Source organism: Nocardia grenadensis NBRC 108939, from assembly GCF_001613445.1.
Taxonomy (GTDB): domain Bacteria; phylum Actinomycetota; class Actinomycetes; order Mycobacteriales; family Mycobacteriaceae; genus Nocardia; species Nocardia grenadensis.
Genome location: NZ_BDCJ01000011.1, coordinates 45,255 through 60,560, shown reverse-complemented (window position 1 = coordinate 60,560; position 15,306 = coordinate 45,255). Strand labels below are relative to the sequence as shown.

Here is a 15,306-nt window from a genome sequence, read left to right as displayed (position 1 = left end):
GGATGTCAGCCCAGGTACCGATCGGATGACCCGCGCTCGAGCTGCGCACCGGCCGGAAACATCCACGTCCCCACCTCGATATGCCGCATACACGCTGCGAGGAGGCAACCTGGTGGTTGTTCCGGTGCGCCGAATAGTTACAGGCGCCGTCGGCCGGCGACGTGGAAGGGCGGGTAGCGACCGGTCATCCGAGGGGACAGGTCATGCGGTATGCCCGGTGTGTCGGTGTCTACCAACCGGGAACCGCATCGGTAGATCAGTTCTCAATCGCCGCTGAACCACAGGTAGCCGTGTTCACGGATCGCCAATTCGGCAGCGCGTTGCAGCGATGAAATGGTTTCTCGTTCGCCTTCGCTTCTCGGTTCGAAATCATTCAGTTCCCTCAGCAGGAACTGAAGTTGGTACGAGTTGAACATGGTGTCGGCATAGTTGTGGATTCCCTGAAACATCGGCATACGGGGATCCCGGAGAACTATGTCGGGGAGGGTCGACCCGGCCGGGCCGGTGACCGTTTCGATCGGCTGATGTATCTGGTTCTGAACAATTATGTCGATTCCCACTTCACTCCTATTTCACTGGATGCATGTTGATAACTGTCCTCCACGGCTTCCACGTCGGCTCGAGGTATGGCGAGAACGTACCTGTCCCATCCGGCGCGACTGAGAATCCTCGTGCCGTGGGGATCTCCGTGCGAGAGATGGACTTGCACAGTGCAACCACGGGAACTGCTCCGTATGAGTCCGACTCTAAGGTTCCAATGCGCGGAATAGTTACAGGCGCCCGCGGTCGGCTGCATGGAAGGGCGGGTACCCCCACTCCCGGGCATTGAGGGCGGGATCGTCGTACCACGGGTCACCGTAGTTCTCGTATGGGTCGCCGAGTGCTTGCAGGCGCGACCGGCCGCGCTCGGTGATTTCTGCTCGGAACACCTCGCTCGAGCCAGTTTCCTCTTCCGAGATATCAAGGTATCCGGGAACGCCGTTGAACCCGCGGGCGATCCGCTGAATCGCCTCCGCTGTGGGTACTTCCCATGGTTCCCAGGACCGGCCACCGCCGGGAAAGGCTCCTGCGCGGATATATCCCTTGTCGAGAAGCTCGCGAATTTGCTCCAGCACCGCTTGCCTGGAATGTTCGGACGGAGTCAAAGTTCGTATGTTCTTCTCGAACTCGGACAGGGGTGCCCAGTCGTCGTAAATTCCATACAGCAGAAAATTCTCCAGAACGATATTCATCACTTAGGCAGGTGCACCTTCACTACTCGTCCGTTGAGATATGTTCCGTCGATCGTGATGATGGTGGCCGCGCCGGCGACGGTGCTACGGGCGGGTAAAGGCCGTGATCCGAGGGGGAGGGTCGTGCGGTATGCCCGGTGTAGGTGTCCACCCACCGGGCACCACATCGGTAGATCAGTTCTCAATCTCCGCTGAACCACAGGTAGCCGTGCTTGCTTATGGCAAGCTCCGCGGCACGACGTAGCGATGAGATGGCCGCTCTTTCGTCTTCACTTTGCGGTTCGAAATCTTTCAACTCCTCCAGCAGAAATTTCAGCTGGTACGAGTTGTACATTGTATCCGCGTATCTGTGAATTCCCTGCATCAGCGGCTTCCTGGGCTCCCTGAGTACTACTTCAGGCAGCGTGGATGCGGTTGTGCCGGTTATTGTTTCTATGGGCTGGTGTATCTGGTTCTGCACGATAACCGCTATTCCCACTGTGCTCCCTACTCCAATGGGAACATGTTCACGACTGTTCCCCATCGGTCAGTGATTACCGAAGCTAGGGTTGACGGACTCGGACGTCTACTGCGCCGACGGAGTTGAGCCAATCCTGCAGTTCGGTCCTATCCAGGAGTGTCGGCGTGTCCCCACCCACATCGACTGGGCCGACGACCATGCCTGCGGCGCCCTCGAGGCGGGCGCCGGAAATCCTTGCACGAGAGAGTCTCGTGCGCTCGAACGTGCAACCACTGAAGTTCGCTTCGCGAAGATCCGCTCCCGAGAATGTGGCTCGCTGCAAGTGGGCCTCGTGGAAATCCGCACCCGCCAATTCCGATACCGACAGGTCGGCGCGCTGCAGATCCGCACCGTGGAAGACGGCATGCTGGGCGTGACAGCCGCGACCCTGCACTTTGCGGAGGTCGGCGCTACTCAGGTCTGCCCGGCGGATGTCGGCTGCCGTCAGCCATGCCGTATACAGATCCGTTCCGATCAGCTTCACATCGGTCAGGATCGCTTCGCTGAGTTCCGCGCCGAGCAGGTCCAGGCCGGACAGGTCGGCGCCGGTGAAGTCGAGCCCGGCGCCGCTGAGCAGTGTCGAAGAACTGCTCTCTGTCGTGGCATCGGCAAACAGGGCCGAAAGGTAGTTGATCAGGGTCCGCCGAGCTATCGGGTTCGCAGGCCAGTTGCGAGCCCTCAGCTCAGAGGTCAAAGGCCCCACGCCAATTGACGATGGACGACCATATCGTGTCATGCGGCGCGTCGTACTTTTCGAGATCGCCCTTTTCCGAAATTAGTTCGATCAGTTGCTCGATTCGAGTAACGACTTCGGCGGAATCGGTTTCTCGTGAATGGCAGCCCAAGAGTGCCGTCAGAAGGTCGCCTGGGTAGAAGTCACCTTCGGTAAGGGGATTGGCGCCGAGGATGTCCAGCGCCACCGGAGTCAGCACATCGACACCCTCTCTTTGCGACAGGAGGATGCGAATGTCTTCGACGGTGAGATCTGGCAGAGGGACGTCTCTCAGCGCATGCACAGTTTTCATGAGTCGGGTCGCATTCGCGTCCGGCGCGGGCCAGGCCTGGCCATCGATCTGCGATAGTGACCGTGGATCGCGATTTGTCACTGTGTTCCTCTCCTCCTCTGCGGCTGAACCAGTTCATCCACGTGGGACGAACTGTTCGCTGTAGTCGAGTAGTCGGCTCGCCTCGGACAGCTCCCGTTCCAACTCCGCGCGATCGGCGGGGTTGGTTCGCGAGTCTCCCAGTTGGCGTTTTATCTGGTCGATACGCTTGACGAGGCCGTTCTGTGCGTCTCGTACTTCCCGGACATGATCCCATGGCGTACCGTCGGGCTTTCTCGCCACTACTTCGCCGTTCAGTTCCCGACGCGCAGCGTCGAGGTCACGATCCGTCAGGTGTTCTTTTATCTTGTCTGTTTTGGTCGGCCGGTCGCTGGTGCTTGTGCCATCGGTGCCGGCGGGGCCCTCGGCCTCGGTGTCGAGGTAGGCACGAGCGGCGATAATGGCAGCGAGACTGGTGGTGACCTGTGTGAGGTCCGGAATTTTATCGAAGGCGACGACGGCTGCGGCGGCGCCTGCGAGGCCGAGAAGGGCCCAGAGCCGGCTGGCCCGGTAAATGCGGCTGATCGTCAGGGCGGTGTCACCGGCGAGCGCGACGATACCGGTGGTGCCGGCTGCCAGACTACCGCCGACAGTGAGCCAGGAAACAGCGACTGCGGCGGCAATGATGATCCCCGACTCGACGAGAAACGTGGTGGTCTCGCTGCTGATCTGCCGACTGGTTTCCTCGGTGTTCGTGCGGTATTCACCGATGGGCGCGGCCATTACCTGTGCCGCGTCCGCGAGGCTTTCGGCGGCTGTTCTCATGGTGGCGAAGTCATTGGCAATGCCTTGCCTGGTCTGCGGTTCGTCTATGCCGGTGAGCAGGTCGGCGATTGCGGAGATGCGGGCGGCGGCGCCGGTGACGGTCTCGTGGTTGCCGAAGGTTTTCCACACGGTTTCGGCGGTGGCGAGTTTGTCGAGGTCGCCGTTGGGGAGCTTCCCTAACTCGGCGGTCACCTTGTCGAGGAGGCTGTCGAAGAACTCCGCTGCTCCGCCTTGGTGGCCCAGTCCGTTGCCGTTGTCGGCGACCGAGCTGGGTATCTGCACAGAGTGGACGGTGACGTCGGCGACCTGTGGTCGGTCGGGATTGCTCTTATTGGCTACGCCGTGGTTGTAGCCGGTGGCATAGAGGAGGTAGCCGAAGTTGGTGAGGGCGTCGGCGAGGTTGGTGCAGGTCTGCAGGACCGTGCGTGCGCGTTCGTCGTAGGTTTCGCCCCATTGTTTGCAGCCGGGGGCATCACCGGCCATGCCGGTGCATCGGCCCTTGACCGCATCATGGACAGGTTTGTCGGCGGTACGGAGTTCAGCGGCAAGGTCGTGGCATTTTTTGGCGGCGTCGTAGTAGGTCTGCCAGTTCACGTACACGGTGGTCTCACCTGTTGCCGAACATGGTGCGGTTCAGTTCGATCGCGCGGGTGTAGCGGTCGTGGGCGGCGCGGGCCGCGTCGCTGATATCGGCCAGGCCGGTGCCGAATTCGCGGGCGCCCACCGCCCAGAGCCGGTGGGCGTCACGGTAGGCGTTCGCGGCCAGGGTTTCCCAAGCGCCGTCGAGGACAGCGACTTTGTCGTCGATGAGGTCGAGTTGTTCAGTGAGGTATCCGGCCAGGTTTGACAGGCGGGTGACCAGTTGGTCGAGGCGTTCGAGGTCGACGGTGAATTCGGGGTTGTTCACAGGTTCAGGCTCGGGAACTGCTGGGAGTTGTGGTCGTCGGTGGTTTCGTAGGTGCCGGCCTGCACGCCGAGTTCGGCGGCCATACCTTCGAGGGCCTGCAGAATTTTGATGCCGCCGTCGCGGAGCTCGGTCCAGCCGCCGCTGAACTCGTCGGAAGCGTCGCCGCGCCAACCGTCGCCGAGTACGGCGTCCACTTCGCTACTGGCCGAATCGAGACCTGATCGCAGGTTCCGCGCGATATCGGCGACGAACTGTCCCACCGCCAGGACTTCGTCGGGTACCACCGTGATGTCGGCGGGCTGGTTCGGATTTCCCCCGGAATCGACCATGTCCCGCAGATTACCAGCGCTGTCTGCCGTACCCAACCAGTTCACGGCTGAGCTACCTGGGCGGCTCGAAAGCACGGCCAACAGCGCCCGAGTGGCGACCGAAGTCGGCGGGCATCCGCCCGGCGGCGGGCACAGCAGCACCGGCAATCGGGGTAGTCCTCGACGTGGGGTCAGGACGTATTCACCGATGCTCGCCGATACCCGCCGTAGGAACGCGGTATCGCGGCGCACGGATTTGTCGACGATTGCCGCGACGGCTGCTCAGGTTCTATGTGCGCTCCCGGCTTTCGCGCACCACTACTGTTCCCAGCGTGTCGTACTCCACGCGCTCGAACGTGGCGAATCTCAGCTCGTTCAGTGCTTTCAGCGCGGCGTGCGAGTTGTAATTGGTGGTCTCGCCGGACCTTGCCGGTACCCGGTGGCCAGTCCGATGAGTTGGGTCGGCGGCCAGAGAGCGCTGTTGACGAACACGGCATAGGTCTGCGGTCGGAATTCGCTCTCCAATTGTTCCGATCGGTGCACCGGAAACTGGGGAGCGTGCGCTGCGATCCGGAGACCGAGCGCGAACTGTATGCGGCGGCCGGCGAGATCGGCGAGGTCACGGGATGGCTGCTCTACGACGCAGGCAAACACGAACTCGTGCGGCAAGTGAACAACGAAGCATTGCACCTGACCCGGTTGGCGGGCGATCGGAGCATCGAGCTGCTGACCTTGCAGAACATGGCCATGCACGCCGGTGACCTCGGCCGCCCGGCGGAAGCGCTGCGTATCGCGAGAATGGTGCTGGAAACTCGGGCGCTCTCTCCCCGATTGGAAGCGCTGTTCCGCATTCGTGAGGCCCGCGCTTTGGCGCAGGCGGGCGACGAGGCCTCGGCCAAACACTCGTTCCGCCGAGCATGCTCCCTATACCTCGATGGCACCCGTGATGGCGACCCGGCTTGGGCCTGGTGGATCGACGACCGGGAAATGGCTTGGCACGAGGCCGTTATCCATAGCAATTGTGCCGACTGGAGTGCAGCGGTCGATACTTTCGCTGCCTCGGTCGAATTCACTCCCTACCGAGAGGTCCGCTCCCGCTACCACCACCTCGCCGCGCTGTTCAACGCACAAATTCGAGCGCGTGCGTGGAGGGACACTAGCGATACGGTCCGGCGCGTGATGCCCCTGATCGATGAGATTCGCTCTACCCGTACCGCGACCACCCTGTTGGATGCGATCGACTACCTCGACACTGTTGAATCTGCACCTTCGGCGCGCGACGATGCCGGGCAATTGCGGGAGATTCTGGCTGATGTGGGATACACGGGCCGCAGGTGAGCCGGGGATGCAACCCCGGCCACGACACCGCCCGGGCGAGGCCATAACAATCGGTATCGGAGCCGGTCGCCGCCGAGAGCGCGGGATGCGTCCCCGGATCGGCCAAGGCGAACACCCGGCCGTGCCGGGCCGGTCGCCCGTCGCCGGTCCTCGGTTCGGGCGGAAAGCAGAACACTCGAGACGAACACACCCGACCCACCAGTACTACCGGCAGATCATTTCCGGGTGGTCACCGGCGACAACGCGTACACGGTGTGGTCACAGCAGGTATCCAGAGCGGTGCCGGACATCCGGGTCGAGCGCCCCGGAACTCCCGCCGTATGGCCGGGCTGATCATGTGCATGCTGAAGAAGAAGCCCGAGAGCCGCCCGGCCGGGGCGGGCACGGTCCACACCGTACTGATGCGCCACGCCACACCGCTCGGTGACCTCGTCAACGACGTGAACAGTCCCGCCCGTATGTACGTGGTCGCTGCCGCCGTCCCCGCCGACGACCACTCCGCGGTCATCCTCCCGGACGAGCCGCGTCCCAGTGTCTCAGCTCCTCCGGTACCCACTGGAGATGTGAGTCGTGGCGATCTCCACCGAGCAATCGACCGGGCGCGCCGGTTGGCGGACGAGTCCCGCTACCATCCTGCAATCAGACACTTGAAAACGGTTGTCAGCGAGGCGATCCCGGTGCTGGGGCCGCGGGATGCCGATGTGGTGGACGCTCGGATCGAACTGGCCGGGTTGCGGTTCGACTCGGAGGACTGGGGCGAGGCCGGTGATCTCTACCGGGCCCTGATCGATGACCTCACCGCCGAACGCGGCCCCTACGACGATCAGGTCATGTACTGCCAACGCCGGCTCGCCGAGTGCATTCTCCATATGGGCCGGCGAGATGAGGCGGTGGACCGGCTGACGCGATTGCAGGGGCAGATGGACGCGCGGTACGGCGGAGCGGATCGCCGCGTCCGGGAGCTGGCGGAGCTGATCGAGAACATCCGGCGGTGAGGCGGTCGAGGTCATCGCGGCCCGGCCGTCGCTCGCCGGATGAAACACCCTCGGCACCGCATCCGGTCCGGGCCGCAGGGGCGTTACGGTGTACGCCGACCTGCCACGCGACCCCGGCCGCCGCCGCGGAAACTTCGGAACGAGGAGCCCATGTCGGGATATGTGTTCGATACCAAGCACGACCGCTACCCGGTGGCGGCCCATGTCTTTCTCATCGAGCACGGCCGAATCCTGTTGTTGCGGCGGGCCGGTCGTGGTTACGCCGACGGGCGGCTCGGGCTGCCGGCCGCCCATGTCGACCGCGGCCGGGCGCTGACCGAGTCGGTGGTCCGTGAGGTTGCCGAGGAACTCGGTATCACCCTCGCCCCGGATGATCTACGCCCGAGCGGCACGATGTTCCGCTGGGCCGGAGAACCTCGGGTCGATATCTTCTTCGCCGCGGAGTCGTGGCAGGGCACACCGGAGATCCGTGGGCCACACAAGTGCAGCGAACTCATCTGGGCCGACCCGGACAATCTGCCCGGGGACACGCTCGATTTCGTGGCCACCGCATGGGCGGATGCGCGAGCGGGCCGGATATTGCGGGAATTCGGTTTCGCGTCGGTCCCGATGTGAACGTGACCGGGTGCTCCGGTACGGCACCGCGGACCGCCGAGCGTGGTCGGCCGTGCCTATCAGGTCGGATACCGCCCGGATGAACTGCGGCGATATCAAGTCCGACTTGTTCACGGGGGAGTTGTGTATTGGCCCGGCGCCCGGGTGTGGTGGTGTGCTGCGGGGGTGAAATTCTCCGCACTCGTTCAGCTCGTCTCATTCGACCGCCGCCGGCTCGCCGCCGCCGCACTGGCGGTGTCCGCGCTCTCGGCGGCGACCGCATGCGAGGCAAGTCCCGGCACCACGGTCGCGACCGCGCCGGCCAGTACTACCGACCACACCGTGACGACGCAGCAGTTCGCCGATCTGGAAGCGGCGCACGGTGCGCGGCTGGGGGTGTTCGCGGTGGACACCGCCGACGGCCGCAGTGTCGCCTACCGTGACGGTGAGCGGTTCCCGATGGCTTCCACGTTCAAGGGTCTCGCGTGCGGTGCGTTGCTGCACGAGCATCCGCTGTCGTCGGGGTTCTTCGACCGAGTGATCCGGTACCCGCGTACCGACCTCGTCGCGAACTCGCCGGTGACCGAGCAGCACGTCGATACCGGGATGACGGTGGCCGCCCTGTGCGACGCCGCCATCACCGTGTCCGACAACACCGCCGGCAACCAGATCCTGAAACTGCTCGACGGGCCCGCGGGCTTCACCGCGTTCCTCCGCACCCTCGGTGACGACACTTCGCGACTGGATCGCTGGGAAACCGAGCTGAACACCGCGATCCCGGGCGACGAACGCGACACCACCACCGCCGCGGCGCTGGCCGCCGATTATCGCGCGCTCGTGGTCGGCGACACCCTCGCGGAACCCGAACGCGCGCAACTGGCCGCGTGGCTCGTCGCCAGCGCGACCGGTGGCAATCGCATCCGGGCGGGACTGCCCGCCGACTGGAAGGTCGGCAACAAAACCGGGTCCCCGGCGTACGGTTCCGCCCTCGACGTCGCCGTGGCCTGGCCGCCGGGGCGGGCTCCGCTGGTCATCGCGGTGCTCACCACCAAATCCGAGCAGGATGCCGAACCGGCCAACGATCTCGTGGCCGCCGCCACCCGGGCCGCTGTGGAAGCACTCGGGAACAGCCCGATCGGCTGACGCGGTACTCGGTCACCTCCCGGACCGAGCTGTGGGCCTACCGGCGACCGGTCGATTCCGGTAACCCGCGCGGTGTGGTCGAGAGGCGTGGTCCGGACCGCGCCGCGCGGGTCAGGCCGAGATGGTGCCGCCGTAGACGGTGAACCCGCGCCCCTTGGACTGGCACCCGAAGCTGCCGTGGAGCCCTACATCGCAGCGCGCGCCGGCGTGTTCGACGTAGGGCCCCCACGTGCCTACCCCGGTTTTGACGTCGCTGATCTGCGGGTTTCCGCCGGGCGGCGTATACGGCGTGCCACCGTCGAAGGTCGGGTGCGCGGGCAGCCACGATTGGTCGATGACGATCTCGCTCGTCTGCAACGGGATCGGCAGAAAGCGGTATTGGAGGCGGGTGGGTTGCGCGATATCGCAGCCGACCGTTCCGTCGCCGTAGATGGCGCAGCTGAAGGTTCCGGCGGTGAAGTGCACGGTGTCCGCTTCGGCGTGGGCAGGCGCGGTCAGCAGTAGCGGCGCCGGTCCCACGGCTGCCAGCACGCCGGCTGCGACGAAGGGGCGGCCACACTCTTCGGCGATCAGCCGTGACCGGCAGTGCGATGTGGATGGTCGAGCGCGGCGTAGAATCGGCTGCGTCAGAGGGCCGAACCTATGCAACAGCGATGGTGGATTTGGATTGCCGCGTTCCTGACGACATTGGGAATGTGCGCGGTGTTCGCGTGCAATAGCGGCACCCGACCCGAGCGCGCTCCGCCCGGTCCGGCGACCTCCGGGGTAGGGGCGCCCGTGCTGGTCGCGAAGATAGACAACAGCCCGCGGGCACGGCCACCGGTCGGGCTCGCAGCCGCCGATATGGTCTACGTCGAGCCGGTCGAGGGTGGTTCCAGCCGGTTGGCTGCGGTGTTCTCGACCGACAAACCCCCGGTGATCGGTCCTATCCGAAGCGTGCGGGAAACGGATCTGACGCTCTTGGACCAGTTCGGGGACCCGACGTTGGCCTCCTCCGGTGCCGCGCCCGAGCTGGTTGCCTCCGTCGATCGCTCGTCGCTGCAGAACGCCTCGGCCGATCGGCAACCCGGCGCGTACTACCGCGACTACAGTCGCGACGCCCCGCACAACCTGTTCGTCCGCTCGGATCGGTTACCCGTGGGCGGCGGCTGGCCGCCGGCTTCGCAACCGTACTTCGGTCCCACGCCTGCCGGTGGCCGGCCCACACAACATCAGGAAGCGCGGTATCCGGATACGCTGATCGGTTTCGACTGGTCACCCGAACATCAGCGGTGGCTGGTGTCCATGGATGGTGCCGCCTACACCGGTGCCGATACCGGACAGGTCATGGCAGGTACGGTCGTGCTGCAGAGTGTGCAGGTGCAGGACTCGGCCATCAGCGATACCGCGGGCAGCGTCTCACCGCTGGCCCGGACGACCGGTAGCGGTCGGGCACTCGTACTCCGCGACGGTCGAGCGTTCCGGGCCGAGTGGTCCCGGCCCTCCCCACAGGCCGGCACAACCTATACAACCTCCACCGATACCGCCATCCCCTTCGCGCCGGGGCAGGTGTGGACTGTCCTGATTCCAGCGCAGCTCTGGTCACCGGGGGCGTAAGCACCGCGAGCGATATCGTCGCCGTTTCGCACGTATTCCCACCGCGACTGCCCGTGCACCTGTATGGCGGGACTGATCATGTCCATGATTGCGAAGAAATCCGAAAGCCGCGCCGCCGGAGCCGATATCGTCCACACGGTATTGATGTGGCACGCGGCCGAGTTCGGCGCATCGACTTCCCGTCGATGGTCGAGGGGATGCCCCAGTACTGTGGACTGTGTCGAGCACGACGCAGCGAAAGGGTCAATTGATATGAATTCGGGTTCCGCGGCCGCCATGGAGAATATTCGTCAGGGCTACCTCAATGGCGATCCTGTCGCCACCGCCCTCTTCATTCCCCTGTTCTTCATCGCGGGCGCGTTCGCGCTCCTGCAGGGTCAACCTTTCTGAGCCCTCTGCCACAGAGAGAGCCGGACTACCCCAGGACGGGCGTGTCTCGCGTGCCATCGCGCGGGACACGCTTCCCGGTCGCCCGCGGGACCTGCATTCCGGGTGCTCGTCGCACTCGGGGGTGCGGCGCCTGCGCGATGAGGTGTGACCGGATAGTTTCTCGTAGGAATTTCTGGTGTCCGCGCCGCCCGCACTCCAGGAGACAAATCTCCAAGTCGGTGCGTGGCGGCTCGGCACATACTCCACTCATGAGTATCGAGCAGATCACGCCGAAATTGATCATCGAGGGCGCCGACGCGGCGATCCGCTACTACACCGACGTATTCGCTGCCGATCTTCAACAGCGGCACGAGGCGGATGGCAGGGTGGTTTTCGCCGCGCTCGAACTTCCGTGCGGAGCCGTATTCGAGGTGAAGGACGCCGACGATATCGACCACGACCCACTGCGGCTCGGCGGTCGCGGTCTTCTTCTCTCCGTACTGTCGGCCGATCCCGACCGCCTCGCCCGGCAGATGGTGGAGGCGGGTGGCGAGATCGTGTTCGAGGTGGCGGATCAGCCGTACGGGGCGCGTCAGGGGCGGGTGCGGGATCCGTTCGGTCACGAGTGGATCGTCGGAAAACCGATCCCGTGAGGCGGGGTGCGCCGTGATCTGTTCCGGCACCGGAATCGGATCGCGCCCGAGTTCGCGCCGATCGTGATCAGGAATGCCACGTCGGCCGACCGCGAAGCGGCGAGCGGCGCGCCCCCAGCGTCCTCGGACAATCCCCGCCGGCCCGCCCGGTCGGGGCCGACTTCCGGCCGGGTCCGCGTAGGTCAGGCGGGCACCCGGTCGCCGGTGAGGAAATCGTCGACGAAACGCCCCGCCCGGTCTTCCAGCGCCGCGTAGTGGGCCTGGCGCACCGCGCCGGTGAGTGCCTCGTCGAGCAGCAGATTGCCGTCGGCGTCCAGGCGCTGTCGTTTCTCCTCCGCACCGGGCAACAGCCCCACCGACGACTCGGCCAGCCCGCAGTAGTACGCGATACCGTCGTTGAGCTGCATGCCCAACGATTGCTGCATGAGGTCGACGGCGCTGTCGTCGTCCGCGGCACCGGCCAGGCCGAGCCACAGCATCCGTTTGCCCGCGAGCCGGGGTTTGCTGCGGCCGTAGGCGAATCCGTAGTTCCAGACGCGGTCGATCCAGCCCTTGAGGATCGCCGGGACCTGCACCCAGTAGACCGGGAACACCGCGACGATGACATCGGCGGCGAGGACGCGCCGCATATGGTTCTCGACCTCCGGAGAGTAGGTCTTCTCCCGGTTTCCCCATTCCGGAAGGTCGGCGGTATTCATCCGGGGATCGAAGTTCTCGGCGTGCAGGTCGAGCAGGTCGATGCGGTAGCCCGCCGCCGTGAGCCGCCGGGCGGCCAGAGCGGCGATATGGGCGGTCAGCGAGTCGGGGCGGGGGTGAGCGACGACGACCAGTGCGGTGCGGGTGGTCGGGGCGTCGTCGATCGTGCTGTGCGACACGGGGTCCTCCATCTCGATCCGGCTCTCCGGATGCTCGGTTGTGCGGTCTGATCTCATTCCACACGCCATCAGATGGACGATCTATGGGTAAAGATCTACATCTGATAGGAGTTCGTCTAACCTCGGTGGGGTGGACCCCTTGAGCACACTGCTGAGCGGCATCCGCGCCGAAGGTGCCGTACTCACCAATGCGGTGCTGGAAGCACCGTGGAGTATTCGGTTCGCCGACCGCGCACCGCTCACCATGATCACCGTGCTGCGCGGCGGGGGCACGCTCCTGCTGCCCGGCGGGAGCGAGCGCCGGATCGAGGCCGGCGACACCGCGATCGTGCGGGGCCCGGAACCCTTCCTCTTCGCCGACCACGCGGACACGGTGGGCCTGCCCCACGACGAATACGAGGTCGCCTGTTTCGCGCCGGACGCCAAATGCGATGCGGCGCTGGACGACGGCCGCTGGGGCGACGACCTGGCCGGCGAGACCGCGCTGATCGTCGGCGCCTACCGGGCGTCGGGGCGGCGCCACGAACGCCTGCTGCGCGCGGTGCCGCCGATTCTGGTGGTCTCCGACGAGGTGGAGGTGTGCGCGTGGATGGAGTCGGTGGCCACGGATGCGGTGCGCCGGCCGGCGGGTGCGCAGGCACTGATGGACCGGCTGCTCGACTGGGCGCTGGTGTGCACGCTGCGTGATTGGTTCGACCAGCAGGACGCGGGCGCACCGGGCTGGTATCGCGGGCCGGCCGATCCGGTGGTGGGGCCGGCGTTGGAGGCCATGCACGGAAAGCCCGCCGCCGGGTGGACGGTCGCCTCGCTGGCTTCGGAAGCGGGGGTATCGCGGGCGTTGTTCGCACGGCGGTTCTCCGAGATCATGGGGCAGTCGCCGCTGGCGTATCTCACCGAATGCCGGATGGACGAGGCGGAAGAGCTGCTCGCCGATCACAGCCTGACGGTGGCGCAGGTGGCGAGGGCCGTGGGTTATGCGGACGCGTTCGGTTTCAGTGCCGCGTTCAAACGGCATCGAGGTATCCGGCCGAGTGATTTTCGTGCCACCGCCGATATCGGAGCGTGAACTGCGCGTCCGGCGCCCGACCGGGCGGGTGCCGGACGGGTGTGGGAGGGTCGGAGAGTCCTACCGAAGATCACGAAAGGTTCGATATGTACAGCAATATCCGACATTTCGGCTTCGCCGCGGCGCTGGGGGCTCTGGGCGTTGCGGCAGCGTACGCGGCACCGGGTGCGGGAGCGGCCGTGACGGGAGTGGAGGTGGCCGCCGGCCCGGACGGGCTGCAGGCCGGGTGCGCCTATACGGTGACCGCGACGGTCGACGCACCGCCGTCCGAGGCGGGTGAGGTCACCATCATCAACAGTGGTGGGGAGGTTCCGGGTGGCGGAGAGCGCCTGGGCCAGGCCGTCTATCACCCCGAGAACGGGACCGCGACCTTCGAATGGACGCCGAAATATCCCGGCCGTCAGAACATCACCGCACAGCAGTTCACCCCGGGGCAGTACACCTCGGCGAAATACATCGAAGTCGATGTGCGAGGGCAGGGACTCGACGCCGGTAGTTCGTGTCTGCCTCTTCCGTAGGCGATTCCACGCACGCCGCCGGATCCGATGATCGGTATGCCCGGCCCGGGATCGGGTACCGAGGCTGCCGCGGCAGAACGGATAGTGGCGGCCGCCGGCGTGGCGCCGAGGTCGTGCCCGGCGATGAGCCCCGCCCGAGCGGCGCTCATCGCCGGCAGGAAGAGCTAGCCTATACCGATCGACTGTGCCACGAACGGCCAGGAGGTGCGCAGATCGTCCTCCCAGTAACCCCAGGAGTGTGTGCCGACCGGCCGATCGTCCAGCGTCACCGGGATGTCCAGCTCACGCAGCCGGTTCGCCAGGTTCACCGTGCAGTACCGGATGGCGGCCTCGATCGGCCCGCCGAACGCGAGCTGCACCGGGAGTGGAATGCGACCTTCCTGTACCCGGCGATCGAAGGGGGTGTCGTGCGGCGCTGCCGGAATACCGCTGCCCGTACTGAGGTAGACCTCGGTGCCGCGTAGTCCTTCCGCATTGACCAGTGGGTCGTTGGCCCGCCACAGCGGCCCGTTCTGCGGACCCCACATGTTCTCGACGCTCTGCCCGCCACCCCACAGTTCCACGGTGAGCCGGACGAACTCGTGGCCGACCGGGTCGGAGGTCTGGGCGCAGCCGCTGTAGGAGGCCACACTCTTCCAGAAGCCGGGTTTGGCGATGGCCAGGTTCAATACCGAGGTGCCGCTCATCGAAACACCCGCGAGTGCCCGGTTGCCGTCGGCGCCGAGGAACTTCTCGATCACGGGCGGTAGTTCCTCGTTGAGGAATGTCTGCCATTTGTTACGGCCGAGGGCGGCGTCGTCGCGAATCCAGTCGGTGTAATAGGAATTGGCGCCGCCGTAGGGTGTGACGACATTGACGTCTTTACCGCTCAGGAACTGGAAGGCGTCGGTCTGCTTGTCCCAGCCGCTCTCGTTCGGGCCGCCACCGGAACCGTTGAGCAGGTACAGTGTCGGCCGCGGCCGCGACGTATCGGCCGCGCGGATCACCTGGATGGGGATCGGCCTGTTCATCGCGGGGGAGAAGACCGTTACGGTCTGCTGCCGGTCGCTCACGTTCTCCGCGGAGACGACGTGCGCCGCATCGGGGGCCGCGGTGGCGGGGCTCGCGGTGCCCGCAAGCCCGGCCGCGGCCAGCGCGGCCGCCAGTCCCCAGCGCAGTGCGCTCGTACGTGTCCATCGCCGTGCAGTCACAGTCGCGAACCTCTCGTGTCGTCGGCCGGGGTCTTCTGACCTCGGCACCTGGAACGGCATCGGGAGGGAATTCGCGTGGGTCCTGCTTCCGGTTTGGTGGTGCGCCGGAGTTTTTCGGAGCCGACCGTGCACGGCGGGTGGCGCACCGGGATTCT

Annotated in this window: 20 protein-coding genes; 9 read left to right on the top strand and 11 right to left on the bottom strand. The window is 65.5% G+C overall.

Translation table 11 applies throughout. The features are described 5' to 3' along the window. Window positions 1-263: 263 nt before the first annotated feature. From NGR01S_RS30950 to NGR01S_RS13725, 8 genes are all read right to left on the bottom strand, one after another. Window positions 264-560: a hypothetical protein gene (locus NGR01S_RS30950; RefSeq protein WP_157107254.1), complete on the bottom strand. Its 297-nt coding sequence runs from the start codon at window positions 558-560 to the stop codon at window positions 264-266. A 210-nt stretch (window positions 561-770) separates the two neighbouring features. Further along, on the bottom strand, window positions 771-1,232 hold the full coding sequence (locus NGR01S_RS13750; protein WP_245664584.1) for a hypothetical protein: 462 nt from the start codon (window positions 1,230-1,232) through the stop codon (window positions 771-773). A 181-nt stretch (window positions 1,233-1,413) separates the two neighbouring features. Continuing rightward, on the bottom strand, window positions 1,414-1,710 hold the full coding sequence (locus tag NGR01S_RS30945; RefSeq protein WP_157107253.1) for a hypothetical protein: 297 nt from the start codon (window positions 1,708-1,710) through the stop codon (window positions 1,414-1,416). 64 nt (window positions 1,711-1,774) lie between these two features. Further along, window positions 1,775-2,425, bottom strand: coding sequence for a pentapeptide repeat-containing protein (locus NGR01S_RS13745; RefSeq protein ID WP_169811908.1), 651 nt, complete (start codon window positions 2,423-2,425; stop codon window positions 1,775-1,777). Further along, on the bottom strand, window positions 2,415-2,837 hold the full coding sequence (locus tag NGR01S_RS30225) for a contact-dependent growth inhibition system immunity protein (protein WP_157107252.1): 423 nt from the start codon (window positions 2,835-2,837) through the stop codon (window positions 2,415-2,417). Before NGR01S_RS30225 ends, NGR01S_RS13745 begins: the two co-directional genes overlap by 11 nt. 33 nt (window positions 2,838-2,870) lie before the next feature. Continuing rightward, window positions 2,871-4,193: a polymorphic toxin type 28 domain-containing protein gene (locus NGR01S_RS13735; protein WP_245664583.1), complete on the bottom strand. Its 1,323-nt coding sequence runs from the start codon at window positions 4,191-4,193 to the stop codon at window positions 2,871-2,873. Window positions 4,194-4,206: 13 nt separating this feature from the next. Next, window positions 4,207-4,506: a WXG100 family type VII secretion target gene (locus tag NGR01S_RS13730; protein ID WP_084480877.1), complete on the bottom strand. Its 300-nt coding sequence runs from the start codon at window positions 4,504-4,506 to the stop codon at window positions 4,207-4,209. Next, window positions 4,503-4,835, bottom strand: a complete 333-nt coding sequence (locus NGR01S_RS13725; RefSeq protein WP_063036701.1) for a WXG100 family type VII secretion target — start codon at window positions 4,833-4,835, stop codon at window positions 4,503-4,505. The genes NGR01S_RS13730 and NGR01S_RS13725 overlap by 4 nt, the downstream gene beginning before the upstream one ends. 270 nt (window positions 4,836-5,105) lie before the next feature. Here NGR01S_RS13725 and NGR01S_RS13720 point away from each other — a divergent pair, with 270 nt between their 5' ends. The 4 genes from NGR01S_RS13720 (at window position 5,106) to bla (ending at window position 8,884) form a co-directional block, all read left to right on the top strand. Beyond that, complete coding sequence (locus NGR01S_RS13720; RefSeq protein WP_507762094.1) at window positions 5,106-6,152, top strand: NsdA family TPR-like regulatory protein; 1,047 nt, start codon at window positions 5,106-5,108, stop codon at window positions 6,150-6,152. Between the two features lie 320 nt (window positions 6,153-6,472). Beyond that, complete coding sequence (locus NGR01S_RS13715) at window positions 6,473-7,147, top strand: tetratricopeptide repeat protein (protein WP_063036699.1); 675 nt, start codon at window positions 6,473-6,475, stop codon at window positions 7,145-7,147. Window positions 7,148-7,297: 150 nt separating this feature from the next. Further along, complete coding sequence (locus NGR01S_RS13710; RefSeq protein ID WP_063036697.1) at window positions 7,298-7,762, top strand: NUDIX domain-containing protein; 465 nt, start codon at window positions 7,298-7,300, stop codon at window positions 7,760-7,762. Window positions 7,763-7,927: 165 nt separating this feature from the next. Further along, window positions 7,928-8,884, top strand: coding sequence for a class A beta-lactamase (gene bla, locus NGR01S_RS13705; protein WP_063036695.1), 957 nt, complete (start codon window positions 7,928-7,930; stop codon window positions 8,882-8,884). Between the two features lie 111 nt (window positions 8,885-8,995). Here bla and NGR01S_RS13700 read toward each other — a convergent pair whose 3' ends face one another. Continuing rightward, window positions 8,996-9,415, bottom strand: coding sequence for a hypothetical protein (locus tag NGR01S_RS13700; RefSeq protein ID WP_063036693.1), 420 nt, complete (start codon window positions 9,413-9,415; stop codon window positions 8,996-8,998). Between the two features lie 246 nt (window positions 9,416-9,661). Between NGR01S_RS13700 and NGR01S_RS13695 the strand changes: the two genes are divergently transcribed. From NGR01S_RS13695 to NGR01S_RS13685, 3 genes are all read left to right on the top strand, one after another. After that, on the top strand, window positions 9,662-10,480 hold the full coding sequence (locus NGR01S_RS13695; RefSeq protein ID WP_169811907.1) for a DUF3048 domain-containing protein: 819 nt from the start codon (window positions 9,662-9,664) through the stop codon (window positions 10,478-10,480). Between the two features lie 78 nt (window positions 10,481-10,558). Continuing rightward, window positions 10,559-10,870, top strand: coding sequence for a hypothetical protein (locus tag NGR01S_RS13690; protein ID WP_157107251.1), 312 nt, complete (start codon window positions 10,559-10,561; stop codon window positions 10,868-10,870). 248 nt (window positions 10,871-11,118) lie between these two features. Beyond that, on the top strand, window positions 11,119-11,502 hold the full coding sequence (locus NGR01S_RS13685) for a VOC family protein (protein ID WP_063036687.1): 384 nt from the start codon (window positions 11,119-11,121) through the stop codon (window positions 11,500-11,502). Window positions 11,503-11,684: 182 nt separating this feature from the next. On the opposite strand, the gene NGR01S_RS13680 is transcribed toward NGR01S_RS13685, so the two are convergent. Beyond that, on the bottom strand, window positions 11,685-12,377 hold the full coding sequence (locus NGR01S_RS13680; RefSeq protein WP_245664582.1) for an NAD(P)H oxidoreductase: 693 nt from the start codon (window positions 12,375-12,377) through the stop codon (window positions 11,685-11,687). A gap of 130 nt (window positions 12,378-12,507) precedes the next feature. Here NGR01S_RS13680 and NGR01S_RS13675 point away from each other — a divergent pair, with 130 nt between their 5' ends. Both NGR01S_RS13675 and NGR01S_RS32825 read left to right on the top strand, forming a co-directional pair. After that, a complete protein-coding gene (locus tag NGR01S_RS13675) occupies window positions 12,508-13,443 on the top strand; it encodes an AraC family transcriptional regulator (protein WP_063036684.1) in 936 nt (311 codons plus the stop codon). Between the two features lie 86 nt (window positions 13,444-13,529). Next, window positions 13,530-13,961: a hypothetical protein gene (locus NGR01S_RS32825; RefSeq protein ID WP_063036682.1), complete on the top strand. Its 432-nt coding sequence runs from the start codon at window positions 13,530-13,532 to the stop codon at window positions 13,959-13,961. Between the two features lie 164 nt (window positions 13,962-14,125). Here the strand turns inward: NGR01S_RS32825 and NGR01S_RS13665 are convergent, their stop codons facing one another. Then, window positions 14,126-15,151, bottom strand: a complete 1,026-nt coding sequence (locus NGR01S_RS13665) for an alpha/beta hydrolase (protein WP_245664581.1) — start codon at window positions 15,149-15,151, stop codon at window positions 14,126-14,128. Between the last annotated feature and the right edge of the window lie 155 nt (window positions 15,152-15,306).

What these genes read in the sequence shown, in the direction of transcription:
- NGR01S_RS13720 (WP_507762094.1), top strand. Translation starts at nt 5,106, where the DNA reads ATGTGCGCTCCCGGCTTTCGCGCACCACTACTGTTCCCAGCGTGTCGT.
- NGR01S_RS13715 (WP_063036699.1), top strand. Translation starts at nt 6,473, where the DNA reads ATGGCCGGGCTGATCATGTGCATGCTGAAGAAGAAGCCCGAGAGCCGC.
- NGR01S_RS13725 (WP_063036701.1), bottom strand. Translation starts at nt 4,835, where the DNA reads ATGGTCGATTCCGGGGGAAATCCGAACCAGCCCGCCGACATCACGGTG.
- NGR01S_RS13710 (WP_063036697.1), top strand. Translation starts at nt 7,298, where the DNA reads ATGTCGGGATATGTGTTCGATACCAAGCACGACCGCTACCCGGTGGCG.
- NGR01S_RS32825 (WP_063036682.1), top strand. Translation starts at nt 13,530, where the DNA reads ATGTACAGCAATATCCGACATTTCGGCTTCGCCGCGGCGCTGGGGGCT.
- NGR01S_RS13690 (WP_157107251.1), top strand. Translation starts at nt 10,559, where the DNA reads ATGTCCATGATTGCGAAGAAATCCGAAAGCCGCGCCGCCGGAGCCGAT.
- NGR01S_RS13750 (WP_245664584.1), bottom strand. Translation starts at nt 1,232, where the DNA reads ATGAATATCGTTCTGGAGAATTTTCTGCTGTATGGAATTTACGACGAC.
- NGR01S_RS13685 (WP_063036687.1), top strand. Translation starts at nt 11,119, where the DNA reads ATGAGTATCGAGCAGATCACGCCGAAATTGATCATCGAGGGCGCCGAC.